A 19,060-nucleotide genomic window follows, 5' to 3' on the forward strand; every position below is an offset into this window, starting at 1 on the left:
TTTGAATAATTACTCTTTAATTATTTATTTTTTTATACACCTTTTATTGCCTTTTGGGCAAATAAAAACACACATTTACCAACCGGGATTTTGTACTAATGCCCTATCGCGGTCTAACTGGTACTGGGAAATTGGGAACAGGTACATTTTATTGTTCCATACTCTTTTTTGGAAAAGCGTTTTGTTATAAAAAGCTCCAAACGAAAATCCCTGGCCCTGATCGTCGGTATTTACATTTAATCCATAAATGGTTTGGTTTTCGTCGGCACCCAATGATAGCCTTCTTATCAAGGTATAGTATCTGTCGCTTTCAAAGCACAACTCTACCTGCCTTTCCCTCAAAATGTATTTGCGCATCAAATCTTTGTTTCCTATAGCACCTGGGTAAACAGTTTCTATACCGGGCAAACCGGCTCTGCTCCTGATCTGGTCAAGGTAAATCACAATATTTTGATTAGCCGGATCGTACTCATTTAAAGCCTCAACATAATCCAGCAAAATTTCGGCATACCTTAGGAGTATAAAAGGGCGGTAATTGGCAGTCCACTGCCTTATATTATCGGCAGGGCTTACATTTTTCAACACGTCATACCCGGTGATATTATTACTGGCACCGCTTGCCTTTGCACCTGCCTTGCCGTTATAATAAAACTCGGCACGGCCTGTTCCATCAATATTTTCGGTTGAGGAATAATAGTTTTTATCGTCAACAGTTGGTGCAGGTAATACCGGGCGGCCGTTATATTGAATGTACGCGTAAAACCGTGGTTCACGATTGGCGTACATATTCCACTGCCCCTTCTTGTGTTCCCAATACTTTGCGCCATTACTTTGCACAAAATTGCTTGCAACGTACCCAGACTGTGGGTCGTCAATGGTTCTGCCGTTATTCATGTAAAATGCATCCACAATGTTTTGGGTAGCGTTATACATACTATAACCTCCGGCTCCCGGTGTTACGCATTTTGTATATCCCGCGTAATTCCATGAATTTCTCGAAAATATAATTTCGCTGTTCCAGTTGGTAATGAATAGATCTCTTACCGACAGGTAAGGATCAAACACAGTTCCGCCATTGTCAAGATTGGTAAACAATTTATAGGAGCCAAGGTCAATTACGGCTTTGGCGGCATCCGCAGCTACTTTCCATTTATTAGCGTCATATGCTGTTGGAGCCAGCTGCTTACCATCCTGGTTTTTAAAAGAAGCAAAGGCCGAGTTACCATTCCATAACGGACTGGCTGCCAGCAAAGCAATTTGTGCTTTTACCGCAAGGCAGCTGCCTTTTGTTGGCCGGCCATAGTTACTGGTTGTGCCCCATTCGGCAGGTAAGCCCGCCGCGGCCTGGTCCATCAATTGGTTAACATAATCCTTACATTCATCAAAAGATGATCTTGGGTATTTATTGAAGTCATCATTTAAGCTTATTGCCTCAGTTACTTTTACAACCGGTCCGTATTGTTTTATCAGCTGCCAGTAAAACCAACCGCGTAAAAAACGGGACTCTGCTTTATATTGATTTTTTAACGTTACGCTTAACTGGCTCAGCGGGACCCTGTCAATATTAGCTTCAAAAATAAATGACGACCGTATTCCCCTGTAATAGTTATCCCAGTTGTCAAAATAAGCATTTACCGGACTCCAGTTGCCCGCAACCATCTGCCGTACATTTGTACCCGGGATAGATACAGATGATTCATCACTTGCTCCCATGGCACTAAAATCGCCTCCATCAGTCTCAACAATATATCCATATATATTGTACAGGTACGATTCGGCATTGGCCCGGGTGCTCCAAATCAGATCAGATGTCAGCAGGTTATCGGGTTTTTTATTGAGATAATTACAGGACGATAAACTGGCACTCAGGAACCATACCCCAACCGCCATAATTAGTATATTTTTTTTCATTGGAAAAACTTTAAATACTTTTAAAATTGATTTAAATCCATTATTTCTAAAACGCAGCCCTTAATCCAAAAGCAAGTATTCTTACCGGTGGATAGCCCGCGCCATTAGAGCCGAGTTCGGGGTCCCAAAGTTTAAATTTGGAGAATGTTAACAGGTTTTGGCCTGTTAAATAAAGGTAAATCGAGTTAACACCCGCATTTGTAAGAAACTGTGGACTAAGCGTATAACCTAATGTTGCCTGTTTTAAACGGACAAAACTCGCATCTTTAGACCACCATGTACTTGGCTGATAGTTGTTACTATTTTGGTTGGAAATACCTAATCGTGGATAATCTACATTTTGACTGGGGTTTTCAACTGTCCACCTGCTTTCAAGATTAGCAAGCATACCTGATGGATATGTACCCATACCCGTAAACGGCACAATACCCGCACCACCGGCACCTGCGCCGGTTATGGCCGAACCATTGGCCATTATAATTACATTGGAGGTTCCCTGGAAGAAGAGCGAGAGATCGAACTTTTTATAACCAACCGTAAAGCCGGCGCCGTATAATATAGTAGGTATATCAGATTTACCGGTGTATACCTTATCAAAGCTATTTATTACACCATCGTTATTTACGTCTTTATATTTAATATCGCCAGGCCTTAAAATTGCTCCAAACTGACCCGGGCTTTTATCAACATCTTCCTGGGATGTAAACAACCCTTCGGCAACGTACATCAAATTATCGCCATACTTGCGCCCTGTTGACTGCTGATAAGCGTACAGCTGTTTAGGTTCGTCTTTTTGTACAATTTTATTATTGTTATAAGTAAAGTTACCATACAGACGAAGGGATACTTTACCTATATTGTCGTTATATTCAACGTTGCCTTCAATACCATGGTTGTTCATTTCGCCCAAATTGGCAAATACGGCCCCGCTTACACCCAATATTCCCGACAGTGAACTGCGTTGAACAAGGATATTGGTCCTTCTTTCTTTATAAGCGTCAATTGTAATGTTCAGTTTGTTAAACAGCCCTATTTCTAACCCGATATTATCTTTGGTTGCCTTCTCCCACGTAAGGTTCTCTACCCCAATTACGGTTTCGGTAGTGCCGCCATATACAGTTCCGTTTAATCCTAAACCCACCGATCCGCCGCTGCCATATTGATTGATGTAGGGGAACCTGGTGATGCCATAGGCAGAGCCAATCTGATCGTTACCCACAAGGCCATGTGAGCCTCTTATTTTAAGTAAATTAAATGTCTTTGAAAGCCCCTTAAAAAAAGGCTCTCTTGAAATTACCCAGCCGCCTGAAACGGAGGGGAAAAAGCCGAATTTTTTACCTGCTTCAAAATTTTCTGAACCTGTATAACCGGCATCAAACTCCAGCAAATATCTGTCGGCGTATGCATAAGTTACCCTGCCCGCCAGGCCCTGGTTATTATAAGGAATAGAGCCAATAACGCTCCCGGCCGAACTAACCACCCGCGACCTCATGTTATATAAAAACAATGCGCCGACATGGTGTTTACCAAAAGCCCGGTCGTAATTTAAATTTGTTTCCAGGTACATGGTTTTTTCGGCAGATGACGATTGTGTATACCCCAAAAACTGGCTTCCGTACCGCGACTGGCCAAATACCAGATTACCCTGCGGATCTCTTGACGTGGCTAAAAAGAGGTCATTGGTGCCGGTCCGGCCATTATCATTTTCGCTATAAGAATCGAACGAAAACCTGGCCATAGCGCTTAACCCGTCTGTAACAGCATCCAATTTTTGGTTAATAGAAAAAACAGACTGGATGGTAGGACGAAACTCGCTGGAATAGCCTGAGTTTTGAATATCATTTACCGGGTTTGAACCTCCGTTGTTAAACGGACCAGCCCATATGCCCCCCGGATATTGTATCGGGAATGCATTAGGCGGTGTTAAATACGATTCATACCAGATACTTGATGCCGATAAGCCGGGATAACGGCTGCTCACCAGCATCGCATCCAGGTTCATCGACAATAAGGTGGTTTTACTTAAATCAATATCAAGATTTGATCGGAAATCGTACCTTTTAAAGTTAAGATTGGGGTTGTAGCCATTTTGCTTGGTAACTTTATAACTCCCGTCCTGATCATAAAAAGAAGCAGAAACATAATACCTTACAGCTGATGCACCACCGCTCACATTCAGGTTGGTATTATAGCCTGGGGCCCAATCCTTATAAACAGATTTTATCCAGTTAACATTAGGGTACAGGTATGGGTCTAAGCCGCTTGCCGTTTTTTGAATAGTTTCTTCAGAATAGGCAGGCAAGTTACCGTCATTTGTAGTTGCCTCGTTGTGCAGCCTCATCCATGATACAGCGTCCAGCATTTTTGGCGTTTTAGTGAGGCCCGACATGCTCATTTCGCTTTTTAAGGAAATTTTAGGCTTACCTGCAACACCTCTTTTGGTAGTAATAATCAAAACGCCGTTGGCACCTTTGGCACCATAAACAGCCGTTGACGAAGCATCTTTTAACAAAGAAATACTTTGAATATCCTCAGGATCGATGTTGTTATAAGCTCCTCCATAGGTGCTGTTTACATCATCGCGCTGCACACCATCTATAATAATAAGCGGGTTTGAATTACCTGTAAAAGTACCTATACCCCTGATGGTAAATGATGCGTTATCGTAGCCGGGCTCTCCGCTTCGCTGCATAGATATAACCCCGGCAACTTTACCCGCCAACGCGTTAGATAGTGAGCGGTTTGGAGTAGTCACATCGGCAACGCTCACTGTTGTTACAGCCCCTGTTATGGTCAGCTTTTTTTGTTTACCATAACCTACAACCACAACTTCATTTATGCCCTTGGTATCGTCAAGTAATTGAACAGTAAGGGATGATGTTGCCCCGGTAACCGTAATTTCTTTAGTTATAAAACCGGCAAATGAAATAACAAGCACGTTATTAACATCGGCATCGATAGTAAACCGGCCCTCGCTATTAGTTACTACACCTTTGCCGGTACCCTTAATACGCACGCTTGCACCTGGCAAAGTAAGCCCCTTTGAATCGGTAACAACACCCGAAACTTTTATAACGGGTGTTGACTGAGACGGCGTTTCAGAAGGTTTAGGTTTAACAATAATTGTTTGCTCGCTTATACTATAAATAAACGGCTGACCTTTAAATGTCAGTTTTAATACTTCCTCTAATTCGGTATTCAGAACACTAATACTTACCGGGTTAGCCTGCTTAATCAATTTTGAATTATAGAAAAAATCATATCCGCATTGTTCCCTAATTTCTTTAAGAACTTTTTCTAATGGGGCGTTTTTTTCTGATAACGTAATTTTTTGCGCGTAACCTGAAGCACTTGCCTGAAGTATGGTTGCTACCAACAGTATGATGGATAGTTTCATAATCAACAAAGCTTTATTTTTTATACAGGGGACCCTGCATAAACTTATTTCATAACATTTCATACATTTGAACTTGTTTGGGTTTAAGGTGTAATTGGACTACGAATTTAGTTTCATGGTAAGCCCTAACTTTTTAGTCGGGAGTGTTCGAGCACTTCCGGCTTATTTTTAGGTTACCTTAATGTGGGGGTAATTATCACGGCATAATGATAACTCTCCTTCCTTCAATTTTAGTTTTAATATTTCCTGTCTGTTCAATAATTTTCAAAGCCTGGGCTAAGTCCCTTGATCGGGAAACCATCCCCCCAAATCTTAAATTATCTACATTGGCGGCGTACTCTACATCAACATTATACCAGCGTGCAAACTTGCTCATAATGCTTTTCAGGTCTTCATCAACAAAAAGGAAATAACCGTTTTTCCAGGCCACAACCTCTTCTGTATTTACCTGTTGCACAGATAATGAGCTATTTGAGTAATTGATATTAGATTGCTCGCCCGGTTTCAGCAATTTTGATTGGTTTGATTTGGTGGATAATACCTTAACAGAACCTTCTAATAAGGTAGTTTTAACCGAAGTGTCATCGATGTACGAACTGATGTTAAAATGCGTACCTAAAACTTCAACCACCTGGTTGTTACTTACAACCCTGAATGGTTTTTTAGCGTTTTTAGCAACTTCAAAATAAGCCTCGCCTGCTAATTCAACACTGCGGATGTTACCATTAAAATTTGTTGGGTACTTTAGCGAAGAACCTGCATTTAGCCAAACTTTTGAACCATCCGGTAAATCAACCTGGTACTGCCCGCCCTTTGGCGTTTCGATGGTGTTGTAGGCTATTGGGCCAGATGTGGCTGAATTGGATGATGTATTTTCGACAGTGTAAACCAATTGGCCATTAGCCGCTTTGGCTACTTTTACGCCGGATTGTTTGGCCAATTCGCCGGTGGCGGCATCATCTAAAATAATTTTCGAACCGTTAGCTAAAGTTAATAAGGCTTTATTGCCTCCGGGGGCAATAGTGTTTTTAATTGGCTGTGTTTTGTTTTTAGTTGATAAAAAAGAATTGTCATTTTTTAAATAAAAGAACAATGAAGCGGAAACACCCAGTAACAAGGTTACGGATGCTGCTATAAACCACCTCCTCATAAAAAAAACCTTTTTTGATGAAGATTCGCGCGCTTTTATCTCTGATAATACTTTACTGTAAAGCTCAACCCTGGCTGTATTTTCATCACCCATTTCAAGCTCATCCCATTTCAACTCATTTTTTTGGAGTGTGCTGTAATAGCTTAACAATAGTTCTTCCTCTTCGGCCGTTGCCTGGTTTGAAAGGTATTTATTTATTAAGTTCAGCAGTATTTCTTTTTCCATTTGGCGTTAATTATATGTAAGTACCCTAACACAGCAGGTACCCCCAAAGAAATTTCAAATATTTCTATATCATTAACAAATCATGAAGTTTTGGGAATTTATTAAGGGAGAATGTTAAGAAAAGAGTCTGGACAAAATCTGCAAAAAAGGATCAAAACCACCGTATGCATAACATAACGGCGGCTATGCAAACAAAATCGCCCAGTGTTTTACGTAAACGGCCCAAAGCTACAGTTAGTTGATTTTCAACGGTTTTTGGCGCTATCCCAAGCCGTTCGGCAATTTGTTTGGTTGATAAATGCTCCTTACGGCTCATGATAAATATTTGCCGGCACTTTTCGGGCAATTCGGCAACGCCCTGATCCAGCAAGCGGTTAATATCTTTTTCAGACAGGAGATCCTCGCCGCCGTTATTGCTAAAAAGTTCTTCGAGGTGATTAAAAAGATCTGCCCTTACTTTGCCGGAGCGGATAACATTAAACACCTGGTACCTGACAGATGTATATAAATAAGCGTTTAAAGAGTTAAGCTGAAGGCTGGCCCGTTTCAACCACAGGTTTACCAACACCTCCTGTGTAACATCCTCAGATACCTGTCTGTCCCTGAGAATATTGTATGCCGATAAGTAGAGTTTTGACCAATATTTATTATAGATGTGTTCAAATGCCGTAAGATCATTCTCCCGGATCAAGGCTATAAGCCGCTCATCTGTCAATATATGGGTCTCAACGCAATTCATTCCGCATGTGAAATTTTAAATTTGGCAACTTTAAGAAAGTGTTTTTATCGTTTTAAATATTAAAATAGTACCTTTTTGTATTGGCACCGAAACCAGCATTTTGTTTAACTCCTCATCAAAAAGTTGTAGAAAAAGTTAAAAAAAATCATTTTTAAACTAAAAACTTACAAGTTATTTAAACTCCTTTGCGCAACATCCAAAACTTCATCCGCACGCTTTCCCTTCAGCTCGCTGATATCAAAACCGCTCAATAGTTTTTTAAGCTGATGTAGTTTGTCTTGTTGGTTGCCCTTTGTAAACTCACCTTTAAGCACATTAATTTTTTCGTAATCCTGGATGCCTTCAATCAACCGTTCAAAGCGGATAGACGACCGCAGGCCCGGGTAAACCAAATAGGCATCCCCCGATGACCATGACCCAAATCGCGTATCGCGCAAAGCATCCTTCGTCCAGCAATTGTAGGCCCACCTCAGGTACCCGTCATATCCCTTATAGGCTGCATACCATGCCAGCCAAACAGATTCGGCGGGTGCAGAAAAGGTAAATGTATTGGGATGCCCTTCTGTACAGCAGGTATAATAAGTAGTGTTAAGCCCCGCTTTTTTACGTGCAAGCATGGTAGAGTTATCTATTACCTGGTTTGAGGCCACACTGTAATCTGCTAAATCGTTCTCAATTTCGGGATGGTAGTTACCGGCCAGTGAAATCTTAAAATCCTTATCGGCGCTTTTGATTAATGCTATCGCCTTTTGCATATCGGCCATCGATCTTTCGTCCATAGCGATAGTGGTTTTGCCAAACCACCCTTTTTGTTTAAGGTGCCTGGCAAAATCGGTAAGCATGGGGCGCCAGTGGGTATCATATTCCGGCGTACCGGGTTTGGCTATAATGGCGGTGTCTTTCCCCAGTGCTTCGTCGTGATAATAGAATTTTAAATTCCAGGGGATCATGCTATAACAGTTGATAAACTTATCAATCCCCAATGTCATCATAAAACTTACCCATTTATCAAAAACCGTATAGTCATATGTCCACGAGCCATTTTTGTTCCGGGTCCATTTGATCATCGATCCATAGATATCGTAGGTTTGGCTGTTCCAGGGATCGTGGATAAGTGTGGTAGTGATTGATTTTTGGCCGGCATCAGCCAGCATTTTCATATAAGGGCGCATAGCATCGAAATGCTGCTCAGACCAGGGTTTTACACCGTACACGCGCGAAACCGAATAGGGATTTTGCCAAAGGTCAAGGTGGAATTTCCAGTTCTTTGGTTCGGGCAGCGTATGGTTAAGTACTTGTATGGTATAATGCAAAATCGCGGGATACTTGCTTTTTCCTTCTTTAACTTTCACGTAGCCGCTATAAGTACCTTCAACCGCATTGCCCGGAACTTTAATGCTTAGCCAAACAGGCCGGGTAGTATTTTTAGCAGCCGGCAGGTATTTTACGTTATCAATTACATCCTCAACCAATGATGAATCATGACCGGCCTTGATACCGCAGCCCCCGCCTTCCTCATTCAGGCCATCGGCCATCACGTAACGTACAAAGTTGGCACTGATATTTTTTACCGGAATTTGATGCCCTTTACCATCATCAAGCTTGCTCCATTCAAAACTCAGCTGTTGCAAGTTACGGGTAACCCACACCAGGAATTGGGTATGTACTTTTTCGCCTTTCCATGCTTTGGCCTGCCAGTGGGTTTGCAAGGGCGATATAGCAGGCGCATCACGTTTATCGTAACGGATATCGGCAGAAGCAAAACTTACATAAATACCCGGTTTCAACCCACTCCAGCTTTGTTGCTGAACCGGTTTAGCATCCGGGAGTTCCTGGTAGTACCCGCCGGTTTTTGATTGCGCCGAAACAAGGGCGCTATATAATAGCAGCAGTACAGTAATTTTCAGTTTCATGCTTACGTTGTTTTTGCTTTGAAGTGGCTAAATATCCCTGTTGCTTCCCGAATTTAATTTTACCAAAAAATTCAGGCAGGTGAAAGTCAGGATCGGCTGATTTAATATGGTTCCAGGTCAAAAAATGGGGGTCGGGCAGGTCATCGCCGCATTTGTAAAAATTGGCCCTGCATTGCCACCCGTCTACTGATTCAAGCGAATGGTAATAAAATGCTTCCAGCGGGATCATCAGGGTAAGTTCCCAGGCTATATTGCCTTCGCCCTGGTTGTTCACCACTTTTAATTGTGCATGGTGCCTTATCATCCTGATAACGGGTTCCGGTAATAATTTGCGATTTTCCCGGTTTGCCCCAAAACCCACCAAACAAGTACCGGCACAGTTAAACTCAAAATTGTAATATTCCTTTTCGTCGCCAAAGGCCACAAAAAATTCTACGCAGCTATCTTTATAAACGGGCTGGTTAGGTTGGCTGTAAACCGCCCTCACCGTTTTTTCGGTTACGTAATACTTTATAAAAATGCAGTCGCTTCCATAGGCTATCGTGAAATTAACATCAGGTTTATATCCGTAACGCGGCCACGGAACCATTCCAATAGTGTTAGTTTGATAACTATCTAACAAAAAAGATAAGTGGGCTATAGGGCTACTTCTGCTTACATCCCTCAAAAATGGTACGGTGAGTTCTTTCATTTAGTTTCGGATGCTAATTGTCTGGATGTTTCTGCTACGTTTTGAATTACCTGGTCTAAAAGGTCATATTTTTCTTCCAGCTTTCTGAGCAATTGAAACTGCGCCCTGGTACGCTGCAAATTATGGCCGGCAAAATGCGTTTTGTAATAAACATCGCCCGCTATATAATCCGTCAGGAAACGCACGCCCTGCATGTAAGGGATTAACAAAACCCCCATCGAAAGCGATTTAACTTCCGTACCTGTTAAAAAACCGCCGGCACTTTCAAAATATCCTTGCGCGTAAGCTGTAAACAACGGAATGCTAAGGTCGATTTTGGTAAGGTCTTCCTCATCTTCGGATGCGGTATTGATAATGGTGCGGATAGCATCGCCAAAATCATACGCTACATAGCCTGGCATCACGGTATCCAAATCTATTACACACTGCCCGTGGTCATTTGCATCAAGCAATATGTTATTAAATTTGGTGTCGTTGTGTATAATACGCAGGGGCAATTTGCCTTCTTTTCCTAAATTGATAATCGTAACCATCTCCTGCGACCTTTCCATCACAAATGTAAGTTCGGGCAACACATCTTTAACCCTGTTTTCCGGGTCGGCCAATACTATTTTATTTAAACTATCAAGCCGCATGGTAATGTCATGAAAACCTTTTATAGTTTCATAAATTAACCCGGCATCCAAATCTGCCAGCAGTAACTGGAATTTACCAAATGCCTTGCCCCCTTCATAGGCTTGCTGTTCGGTTAATACCAGGTCGTAACTTTTGGTATCTTTCAAAAAACAATACATTCTCCAGTAATTTCCTTCCGCGTCGCAAAAAAAGCATTGCCCGTCTTTTGCCAAAACAATGGTAAGCACCTCCTTATCGGGGTTTGACCCTGCTACAAGGGCCAGCTTTTTTTTGAGGTGACCGGTTACCAGCTGAACATTTGCCATCAGGGCGGGCACGTTTTCAAATACATGATGATTGATACGCTGAAGCAGGTAGCCAGGCAATGCAACGTTGGTATTCTTCAAATAAAAGGTATCGTTAATGTGGCCAGATCCATGCGGAACAATAGTTTCGATATTTCCCTCGATGCAAAAATTAGATGCTATTTCAAAAATGTTATAAGCCTTTTTTTCTTCGTTGTTCATTTTAAATTAATCTTCAAATCCTATATCGCGTAAACGCGCTACAGCTTCATTTTTATTGAACCCGGCCTGGTAAAACAACCGGGATGTGTTTGTTTGTGCCTGCTAAACGTTGTTAAAATTAACAACTATGGCATCGGGAGCACCGCAGCCAAATGAGAACAGGGAATAAAAATTGCGTACAACAACTATCGGCAGATAGCCGCGACATGCGTAAAATAAATGACTTTACAGGCAGTAGTATGCGCACACATTAAACTACTAAAGTATAGCCAAATACAAATATAAAAATATTTGCGTGTTCGCACACATTTTTGTTAATTTTATTTAAAATAATTTACAACATGATAAATGATACAGAAGATATGCGGGATGTTATTAAGGATTGGAAGTTAAATTTGGCCGATTAATGTTTTCATACTTCTAATGAAGCGCATATCCACGCATGATTGCGGGTATAAAGAAGGGTGGTCCTGGAAAAAATGGGGATGACTTGTTGGCTTTAGATGCCCACAACCTATAATACGAGCGATAGCGCGGCAATCGCAAGGATGCAAAGCGAATCTGGACAGTTCGCAATTGCTTTGTGCCTATCCATGAGCTGTTTGGTTTTACATAAACATTCACTTAAACGCAGACCACGACTCACCCCGGCTACGCTGCGCTGGCCGACCCTCTCTCCGGCTAAAGCCGCAAAGAGGGTGAAGTTCGATTTTGGTTTTATTGCCCCTCTATGCGACGCAGTCGGAGAGAGGGGCAGACGGGCGCAGCCTCGTCGGGGTGAGTCGACTCGCCGACATGCGATATACGTCATTCTTCCTTCAGAATTTCGCAAAATTTTACCACTCAGGATGACAGAAAAATTACATCAGATTCTTAAATATTCAGATAAACAGTATCCTCATCATCTACATAGTAATTCATATTTTCTTTCGTCACTATATCCAGCGGAAGATATTTGATGATGGGGACTTCCTTTTTAAATACAAGATGATCGGTTAGCTGGTAAATGCCCCAGTAACCCTGGCCCTTTGGGTTTTGGTTAATTAAAAAACTGATTGCTCCTTTATTCAAAAAATGCAAATTGGCGGGCATCAAATCATATCCTATTATTTTGATATGCTTTATATGGCGTTGCTCCAAATGCCTGGCAATTTCATGCGCCTTAGATGTTGTTACAAAAATACTGGCAATATCGGGCGTGCTATCAATAACGTCATCCAACTGCGTTATAAACAACGCCGGGTTCGACCGGTTTAACTCAATCCTTAAAATTTTATACTGGTGCTCCAGGTTATTTTGGGCAAAGTAATTACGGAAGCCCTGTTCTTTTTTCAAAAGGTGGGCGGCGTTACTTATCTCTTCGTCAATATGGGCAATCAGGATTGAACAGGGATCGGGTTGCCCGTATTGAATGAGCTTACCAGCCAAAAAACCGCTTTGGTATGAGTCCTGGCCAATATAACTTATGGGCTCGCACTCGGCAATTTGGGTATTAAACAATACAAATGGTATTTCGGCCGCTTTCCATTTCTCAAAAAACGGCAGGGTTTCCCGGTAAAATATCGGGGACAGAATGATACCATCCGGATTATCTTTGGTTAGCTGATTGGCTTGGGTAATAAATGACTCTACATCGTACGGATTAAAAATATATTGCTGAACAACGATGCCATATTGTTTCAGGTCTTTCTCGGCCTTTTCAATTCCGGCTTTTGGGGCGTACCAATAGGAGTCGGTTTTATGATCGGGTATTAAGGCAGCAATCTGGTATATTTTATTAGAACCCAAGGCCCTTGCCATCAAATTGGGCTCATAATCCATCTCTTCGATGATTTTTAATACCTTTTCCTCCACTTTTTTTGATACCCGCCCCCGCTTGTGTAATACGCGGTCAACTGTACCTGTAGAAACTTTCGCTTTTTCGGCAATATCTTTAATGCGTACAATTTTATTCTTCATATTGGCCTTTTGTATAAAAAAGATAGCAAAGGTAATTTAATATAGTTTTATCACATTATCCTGTTATAATTTTGCCGGGGAGATGTGTTGGACGTTTTATACCTCAGCATGACGGTCTTTTATTTTTGTATGTCATTCCACCTTCGTTGTTTCGCGAAATTTTACCACTATCTATGACATATCCCATTTCCCTGTCATCCTGAGGTACGAAGGATCTGTCAGCTGTGCATGACCGATAGAAAAGTTGGCGAATAGATGCTTCGTTCCTCAGCATAACAGTCTTTTATTTTTGTATGTCATTCCCCCTCAGAACTTTGCAAATTTTACAGCTCAGCATAACAGCCTTTTTTATTTAAGGTAAGAAACCAAAGCAACTGCCAGTTTTTGATACCCCACCTCGTTAGGATGCAGGCCATCGCCAAAAAGGGACTCATCAATATTCCCGGCATTATTAAGGAATATCTTTCCCGGGTTAATAAAACGCACACCGGTTTGCGCGGCCAACTCAGCAACAGCTTTATTAAGCGCCCCTACCCTTTTTTCCAGCGCCCTTCGTGGCAACAGGCCTGATAAAAGAATTTGGGTTTGGGGTTGGCGTACTTTTACAGCCTGTACCAATAATCTTAATCCTTCAATTATCTCCTGGTCGTTGTTAATTGAAAGGTTATTGGTGCCTATCATAATCATCACCTTATCAGCTTTAAAACCATCTAATTCCCCGTGATATACTCTCCATAACACATTTTCTACCTGGTCCCAGCCAAAGCCAAAGTTTATTACACCTAATGGCTGCAGGTATTTGTCCCATGATGCGGCCCCCCTTGCCAAAGGCGCCTTTGGCGTTCCGCCCCAGTAATTCAGGATGGAATTACCGAGGAATACAATTTTCGGCGCATCGGTTTTAACAAGCGTTAATATCTCATTATGCCTGTTTCGCCAATCGTAATAGCCATCCCGGCTCTGCACAACCGGCGCGGTTGTTGAATATGGGCCCACCGGCTCATTAATAATCGCCCGGATGGCTTTTTCATAAGCATCGGCATATTTTTGCATCCCGGCATCATTAGGGTGCACGCCATCAACCGTTGAATTAATATCAAAAGCAATTTCCTTATTGGTTAACAAATAAATGTTTTTTGCTCCGGCGGCAACCAGCCTGGAGTAAGTTTGGTTAAGCACTTTATTTACCCGGTTATAATCGGTATTTCTGCCCGTATCCAACAGGCCATCTACATTACCCTCGCTATGCTCCACAAGCAGTATAGGCGTTAGCGGATGCTTCTCTTGCAAGCCTTGTATCGATGCCGATAAACGTATTTCAATCTCCTGGTCGGGAAAGCTGATTAAATTGGGCATGCAATCAAGCACATAAATTTTTGCGTCCACCTCGGCCATCAGGTCGATCACTGATTTTTCGAGCCGACCCGACCCGGAAAAACCGAGATTTATGAGCGGGCGGTCAAGCGCGCGCTGTAATAGGGCGGTCCATGCCAAACCTGGCCTTGATGCACAGGCACCCTGGGCAATGGATGTACCATATACCAGCACCGGCTTTTCTTTAGATAAAGACATAAAATTAAGTGTATTGCCGACCGGCACACCTACCTGAAGCCAGGATACTGAATTGTATAGCGGCAAAAAAAGCCTGTACTCATAGCTTCTGCCCGGAAAGGTTTTGCTTACCTGTATGTTTGAAAAGCGATAAGTGATGGTGTCTTTAAAAGTAAAACTACCGGGGGCCAGGCACCATTTCCCGTTAGGGTCCAGCGCATACAGGTCAACGCCGCTTACCCCGGTGGCCGGCATGTGCGACATGGCTAAATCGCCCTTTACTTTATAACGGATAACCAGGTTTGGCGCATCTGTTTTAAACTTGATATACAAACCCGCACTACTGTGCGATATGTTCCACACATTGGGGTTAAGGCTTTTTTCGGCACGTGCCGGGAACCTGTCGTAGGTATTTGCAGTTTCTGCCGGCCATGCCTGCCCCTCAATAACCGGGAAGCCGGCGGTAGCCGGGTCGAGCCATTTATAGCTTGCCGAGGTTTGGCAAAAGGATGCTGTATTGAAAAAGCAAAAGATCAATAAGGTTACTATACGGTTCATTTCAGGTTGTTTAAAGGTACTCGTGGGTATAAAACAAGTCGTATTCAGGGTCTATCCGGCGGCTGTATTTACAGGCAGACTTGAGTGTATGCGCACACACATCCCAACTTTCCATAACGCCTGCAACTATGTCAATTTGCATAAACACAAAGTTAAAAACTGACTTATTGCAGCGCAGGTGTGGCGTTTAATACCAATACTTCAAATGGTTGAAGCGTAACGGTAAACATCCCTCCTTTAAATAAAGGATTTATTGCCTGGTTGCTGTTTAGCCTGGCGTTATAAAAAAGATAACTGTATTTACTATTTAAAGGCAATTCAAAAACTTTACCCGCGTTAACCTCAAATGTTTTTGCTTTATCTGAAGGGTTTCTTAGAGTAAGAATAGCTTTTTTGGGCGACCAGGCCGCAAATCCGTAAACATCGCCCCTGGCCGGGTCGCCGCCTACCCAATGTGTATCGGGCATGATATCGGCATTTTCCCGCGACCATTTTATCGCTTTGGCAAGGCAATCCCAGTTAGCAGTATTTAATTTATGCGGATTAATATACAACTCCTGTAAACTTGTTCCCGATCCAAAAAACGACCAGATCTCGTCGGCAATATCTTTATCGTTTATATCAAATTTGGCAGGTGGGCCATTATCGGCAATACAAACGCCATGATACATTAAAGCGCTTATAGGATATAGCGGCGCACGCTGTACAATATTTTTATATACTTCGCCATCGCGATAATTAAGCCATTGCTGCCTGGTACCCCCCTGCCCCTGTGTATTGGTATCCCAGCCGTTTCGCCAAATTACATCGCCATATTTAAGCCAAAAGGGCGACGGCCATGTACCTATGGTCATGCTGAAATAAAGATCTGACTTTACTTTACGGAGCGATGATACCAGGTTTAGGAGCGATTCCATATCCGTTTGATATTCAGGCGTAGCGCCTGTTGATTGGTCTCCCGCTCCTACACCATCGAATTTAAACATCGAGACACCATATTTGGTAACAAAATTAGCGGCCGCATCCTTAAACCTGCCGGAATAAACGGCGCCCGAAAGTGAGAACCCATGCGAATTGGTTTCAAACGGAGGGTTTTGTTTCCTGCCATATTCCAGCCTTTGCTCTTTTGCCTGCTCGTATCCGCCCCATGGCGACATCCAAACTCCCAGCGATGCATTGTATTTATTGGCCATCGTTTTCATATTATCAAAACCTGCCGGAAAATTCGTTTTACTGATTTGCCATAATGTTTGATTATCGTCCCAGCCATCATCAAATAAAAACGCGTTTAGGTTAAGGTGGCGCTTTACTGTAAGGCTATCGCCAAAGGTTTTAATACGGTCAAGGCAACCTGCTTCGGTCAGTTTACGATCGGCCCATGAAATATCATACCAGGAGTTATAATGAAGCATCTGCCTGTATGGAACAACACGCTCCCGCTCCAGGTAATACAAAAATCCCCGGCGAAGCTGGCCTTGCGGTGCAACGCCCCAAACGGTAGAACCTGTTAAATCCAGGGCTGGCTCCTGGCGTTCAATATAGCTGCCAAACCAGCCGTTATCGGCCTTGTATTTACTTATAGGGCTTTCAGATGCAAAAAAGTAATTACCACATACTATCGGCGAGCCATCAACAACACCCGATGGCTTAATACCCGCTTCCGCCGGAAATTTTATGAGTTTCAATTTAGCTACCCTTAATGAATCCTTGAGGCTGTGAAAATTAAAGGCTTGCCTGATATAATTGGAGTTATCTTTTAAAATAGCTTCCCACATTACGCGGATACCATATTTTACGTTCAAAAGTTCGGCAAAAACCGCTGCCCCGTTTTCCTTTTCTGAAAGTTTAACCGCTTTGGGATTGCCTTTCGTCAGCATGATTTTTGGAGGGGCGCTCAATTGAAAATCGGCAGAATTAATTACCGTGCCGTCCTTAAGTTCCAGCTCAAACATGGGCGAGCCTTTTAAGGTAATCTGCTTATTATTTTGCGCGACAAATTCGTTTATCGCAACGGACTTTTTATCGGCCAGCCATTTTACAGATAAGCAGTTGTTTTTTAAAGTTAATATCCCCTTGTTGGAAGATACCAGCGCTTTGCCCGGCTTTATACCCGAAAGAAAGATATCCTGGCCCCTGGCAGCGCCTGCTGAGCCGATACAAATTAAAAGCAATAGTTTTTTTAGCATGTTTGATAATTTACAGGGAAAAACACAAAAAATAATTTGCGTGTGCGCACACAAATATAGATTTTAATTTTTCTATTAAAAACAGGCTGCAGAATATTCCCCCCTTTGAATCACGAAAAAAACGGGAGATTATCTATTAATGGTCAAAACAATCGTTTGCGCTATTTTTAGGGTATGGATGGTGTGTAAATAAATTATTATCCCCCCTCTGTTAATGCATGGCGAATTGTTGTTAAAAAAGATGAAATCTCGAACCATCTGCCAACAACAGGTTTAAGTTTACCGAATATGGGTAATCTGCGGGTTATTTTGCAAAATAATTTTGCCCTCTATTGCAAAAACCAATTACAATAAATAAATTTATAGTGCCTGCAATAAGGCGGGCATGCACAAAACCTAATAACTTATCACAATGGAAGAAACAGCAACCATAACCCAAAATACGTTTGACCAAATGTATCAATATGCGTGCAACCTGTTTATGGCAGGCCAAAACGTATTTGAAGTAAAAGCCGCATTGCTTGAACGCGGCTTAGATACCGAAAACGCCGAATACATTGTTAATACGCTTCAACAACAGATTGTAGATGCTAAAAGAGACAAAGCAAAAAAAGATATGCTTTACGGCGCCTTATGGTGCGGCGGTGGCCTGATACTAACGTTGGCCCATATTGGCTTTATATTTTGGGGCGCGATAGTTTTTGGCGCGATACAATTTTTCAGAGGGGTTGCCAATTTAAACTAAACACTGCCGTTTAGTTTACCGACATAATCCCCACTTTTACCGACAACTTACACCACTTTGCAAACTTTGAGTTTCGGCGGCGGCTGTGTTACTTACCTTTGTTCGACGATTAAATCAAAGGATATGAACATTTTATCAGGAACCATGAGCCAAAACGCCAACGATAGCTTTGATACTTCAACCATTTTTGGCGAGATAAAAAGAACCATAATTTCGAAAGATTTTAAAGGAGGAAGCGTGAAGAATGTATTCGGCAGCACCGAACTGGATTTTACCCAGGCCGATATTACAGGCACTGCCTCCGTAGATATATCGCAGGCATTTGGACAGGTAACCATTGTAATCCCCTCCAACTGGCAAATTGAAGCCGATATAACCCATTTTGCCTCTCAGTTGGAAGACAACCGGAGCTACCTAACCAGGAAACAAAAGTCTGATAAAGTTTTGGTGCTCAAAGGCCTCTCGTTTTTCGCCGCTGTTGAAATTGTGAACGATATGGAGGATTAACTGTTGTCATTCACCGCAGTGGTCACTTATTTGTTATTAGAATGGTGGAAATATTGCGATATCAATGACTCGCCCTCGATTATCTCCATCGGTATTTAATTCTTATTAGCGCTTTAGGCGTTAATTCTGCGCTATGTTATTCTTTTTTCGATCTGTCGAAACCCGCCGTCAATCCGGTTATTAAGAGGCAAAGAATTATCTTTTTTCATTTTCTTGAATATGCAAACATCTCACCGTTGAATATTTACTTATTAAATCTAACCTATCACACTTTTAAGTTTTTAAAGCAAAACTAATTCCTACATTTGTTATCCATAATTCAAATGAAACTAACAGCAAATAATAATTGGCAACCGCGCAGTATAAATTTATTGTAGCAGTTTAAA

General features: G+C 42.1%; 13 protein-coding genes. 2 read left to right on the top strand and 11 right to left on the bottom strand.

From position 1 onward, the window contains the following. Positions 1–75: 75 nt before the first annotated feature. From ACFGVS_RS08700 to ACFGVS_RS08750, 11 genes are all read right to left on the bottom strand, one after another. The gene (locus tag ACFGVS_RS08700; RefSeq protein ID WP_439698314.1) at positions 76–1,911 is read right to left on the bottom strand and encodes a RagB/SusD family nutrient uptake outer membrane protein; all 1,836 of its coding nucleotides are present in this window, start codon (positions 1,909–1,911) and stop codon (positions 76–78) included. 46 nt (positions 1,912–1,957) lie between these two features. After that, positions 1,958–5,308, bottom strand: a complete 3,351-nt coding sequence (locus tag ACFGVS_RS08705) for a TonB-dependent receptor (RefSeq protein ID WP_439698315.1) — start codon at positions 5,306–5,308, stop codon at positions 1,958–1,960. 196 nt (positions 5,309–5,504) lie between these two features. Further along, on the bottom strand, positions 5,505–6,683 hold the full coding sequence (locus ACFGVS_RS08710; RefSeq protein WP_439698316.1) for a FecR family protein: 1,179 nt from the start codon (positions 6,681–6,683) through the stop codon (positions 5,505–5,507). Between the two features lie 151 nt (positions 6,684–6,834). Continuing rightward, positions 6,835–7,422: an RNA polymerase sigma-70 factor gene (locus ACFGVS_RS08715; protein ID WP_439698317.1), complete on the bottom strand. Its 588-nt coding sequence runs from the start codon at positions 7,420–7,422 to the stop codon at positions 6,835–6,837. Positions 7,423–7,586: 164 nt separating this feature from the next. Then, on the bottom strand, positions 7,587–9,335 hold the full coding sequence (locus tag ACFGVS_RS08720; RefSeq protein WP_439698318.1) for a glycoside hydrolase domain-containing protein: 1,749 nt from the start codon (positions 9,333–9,335) through the stop codon (positions 7,587–7,589). After that, positions 9,298–10,026, bottom strand: a complete 729-nt coding sequence (locus ACFGVS_RS08725; RefSeq protein WP_439698319.1) for a carbohydrate-binding family 9-like protein — start codon at positions 10,024–10,026, stop codon at positions 9,298–9,300. The genes ACFGVS_RS08720 and ACFGVS_RS08725 overlap by 38 nt, the downstream gene beginning before the upstream one ends. Further along, positions 10,023–11,168, bottom strand: coding sequence for a phosphotransferase enzyme family protein (locus tag ACFGVS_RS08730; RefSeq protein ID WP_439698320.1), 1,146 nt, complete (start codon positions 11,166–11,168; stop codon positions 10,023–10,025). The genes ACFGVS_RS08725 and ACFGVS_RS08730 overlap by 4 nt, the downstream gene beginning before the upstream one ends. Positions 11,169–12,041: 873 nt before the next feature. Continuing rightward, a complete protein-coding gene (locus ACFGVS_RS08735; RefSeq protein ID WP_274212806.1) occupies positions 12,042–13,127 on the bottom strand; it encodes a substrate-binding domain-containing protein in 1,086 nt (361 codons plus the stop codon). Positions 13,128–13,475: 348 nt separating this feature from the next. Then, positions 13,476–15,236, bottom strand: a complete 1,761-nt coding sequence (locus ACFGVS_RS08740; protein ID WP_439698321.1) for an SGNH/GDSL hydrolase family protein — start codon at positions 15,234–15,236, stop codon at positions 13,476–13,478. A 10-nt stretch (positions 15,237–15,246) separates the two neighbouring features. Then, on the bottom strand, positions 15,247–15,378 hold the full coding sequence (locus ACFGVS_RS08745) for a hypothetical protein (protein ID WP_439698322.1): 132 nt from the start codon (positions 15,376–15,378) through the stop codon (positions 15,247–15,249). A gap of 22 nt (positions 15,379–15,400) precedes the next feature. Further along, a complete protein-coding gene (locus tag ACFGVS_RS08750; RefSeq protein WP_439698323.1) occupies positions 15,401–17,422 on the bottom strand; it encodes a hypothetical protein in 2,022 nt (673 codons plus the stop codon). 412 nt (positions 17,423–17,834) lie between these two features. Between ACFGVS_RS08750 and ACFGVS_RS08755 the strand changes: the two genes are divergently transcribed. Together ACFGVS_RS08755 and ACFGVS_RS08760 are read left to right on the top strand one after the other, a co-directional pair. Continuing rightward, positions 17,835–18,167: a hypothetical protein gene (locus ACFGVS_RS08755; protein WP_439698324.1), complete on the top strand. Its 333-nt coding sequence runs from the start codon at positions 17,835–17,837 to the stop codon at positions 18,165–18,167. Positions 18,168–18,290: 123 nt separating this feature from the next. Continuing rightward, positions 18,291–18,674 (top strand): LiaF domain-containing protein, encoded by a 384-nt coding sequence (locus ACFGVS_RS08760; protein ID WP_439698325.1) that lies wholly within the window; start codon positions 18,291–18,293, stop codon positions 18,672–18,674. Positions 18,675–19,060 lie beyond the last annotated feature (386 nt).

Source organism: Mucilaginibacter sediminis (assembly GCF_051903035.1).
Lineage (GTDB): Bacteria > Bacteroidota > Bacteroidia > Sphingobacteriales > Sphingobacteriaceae > Mucilaginibacter.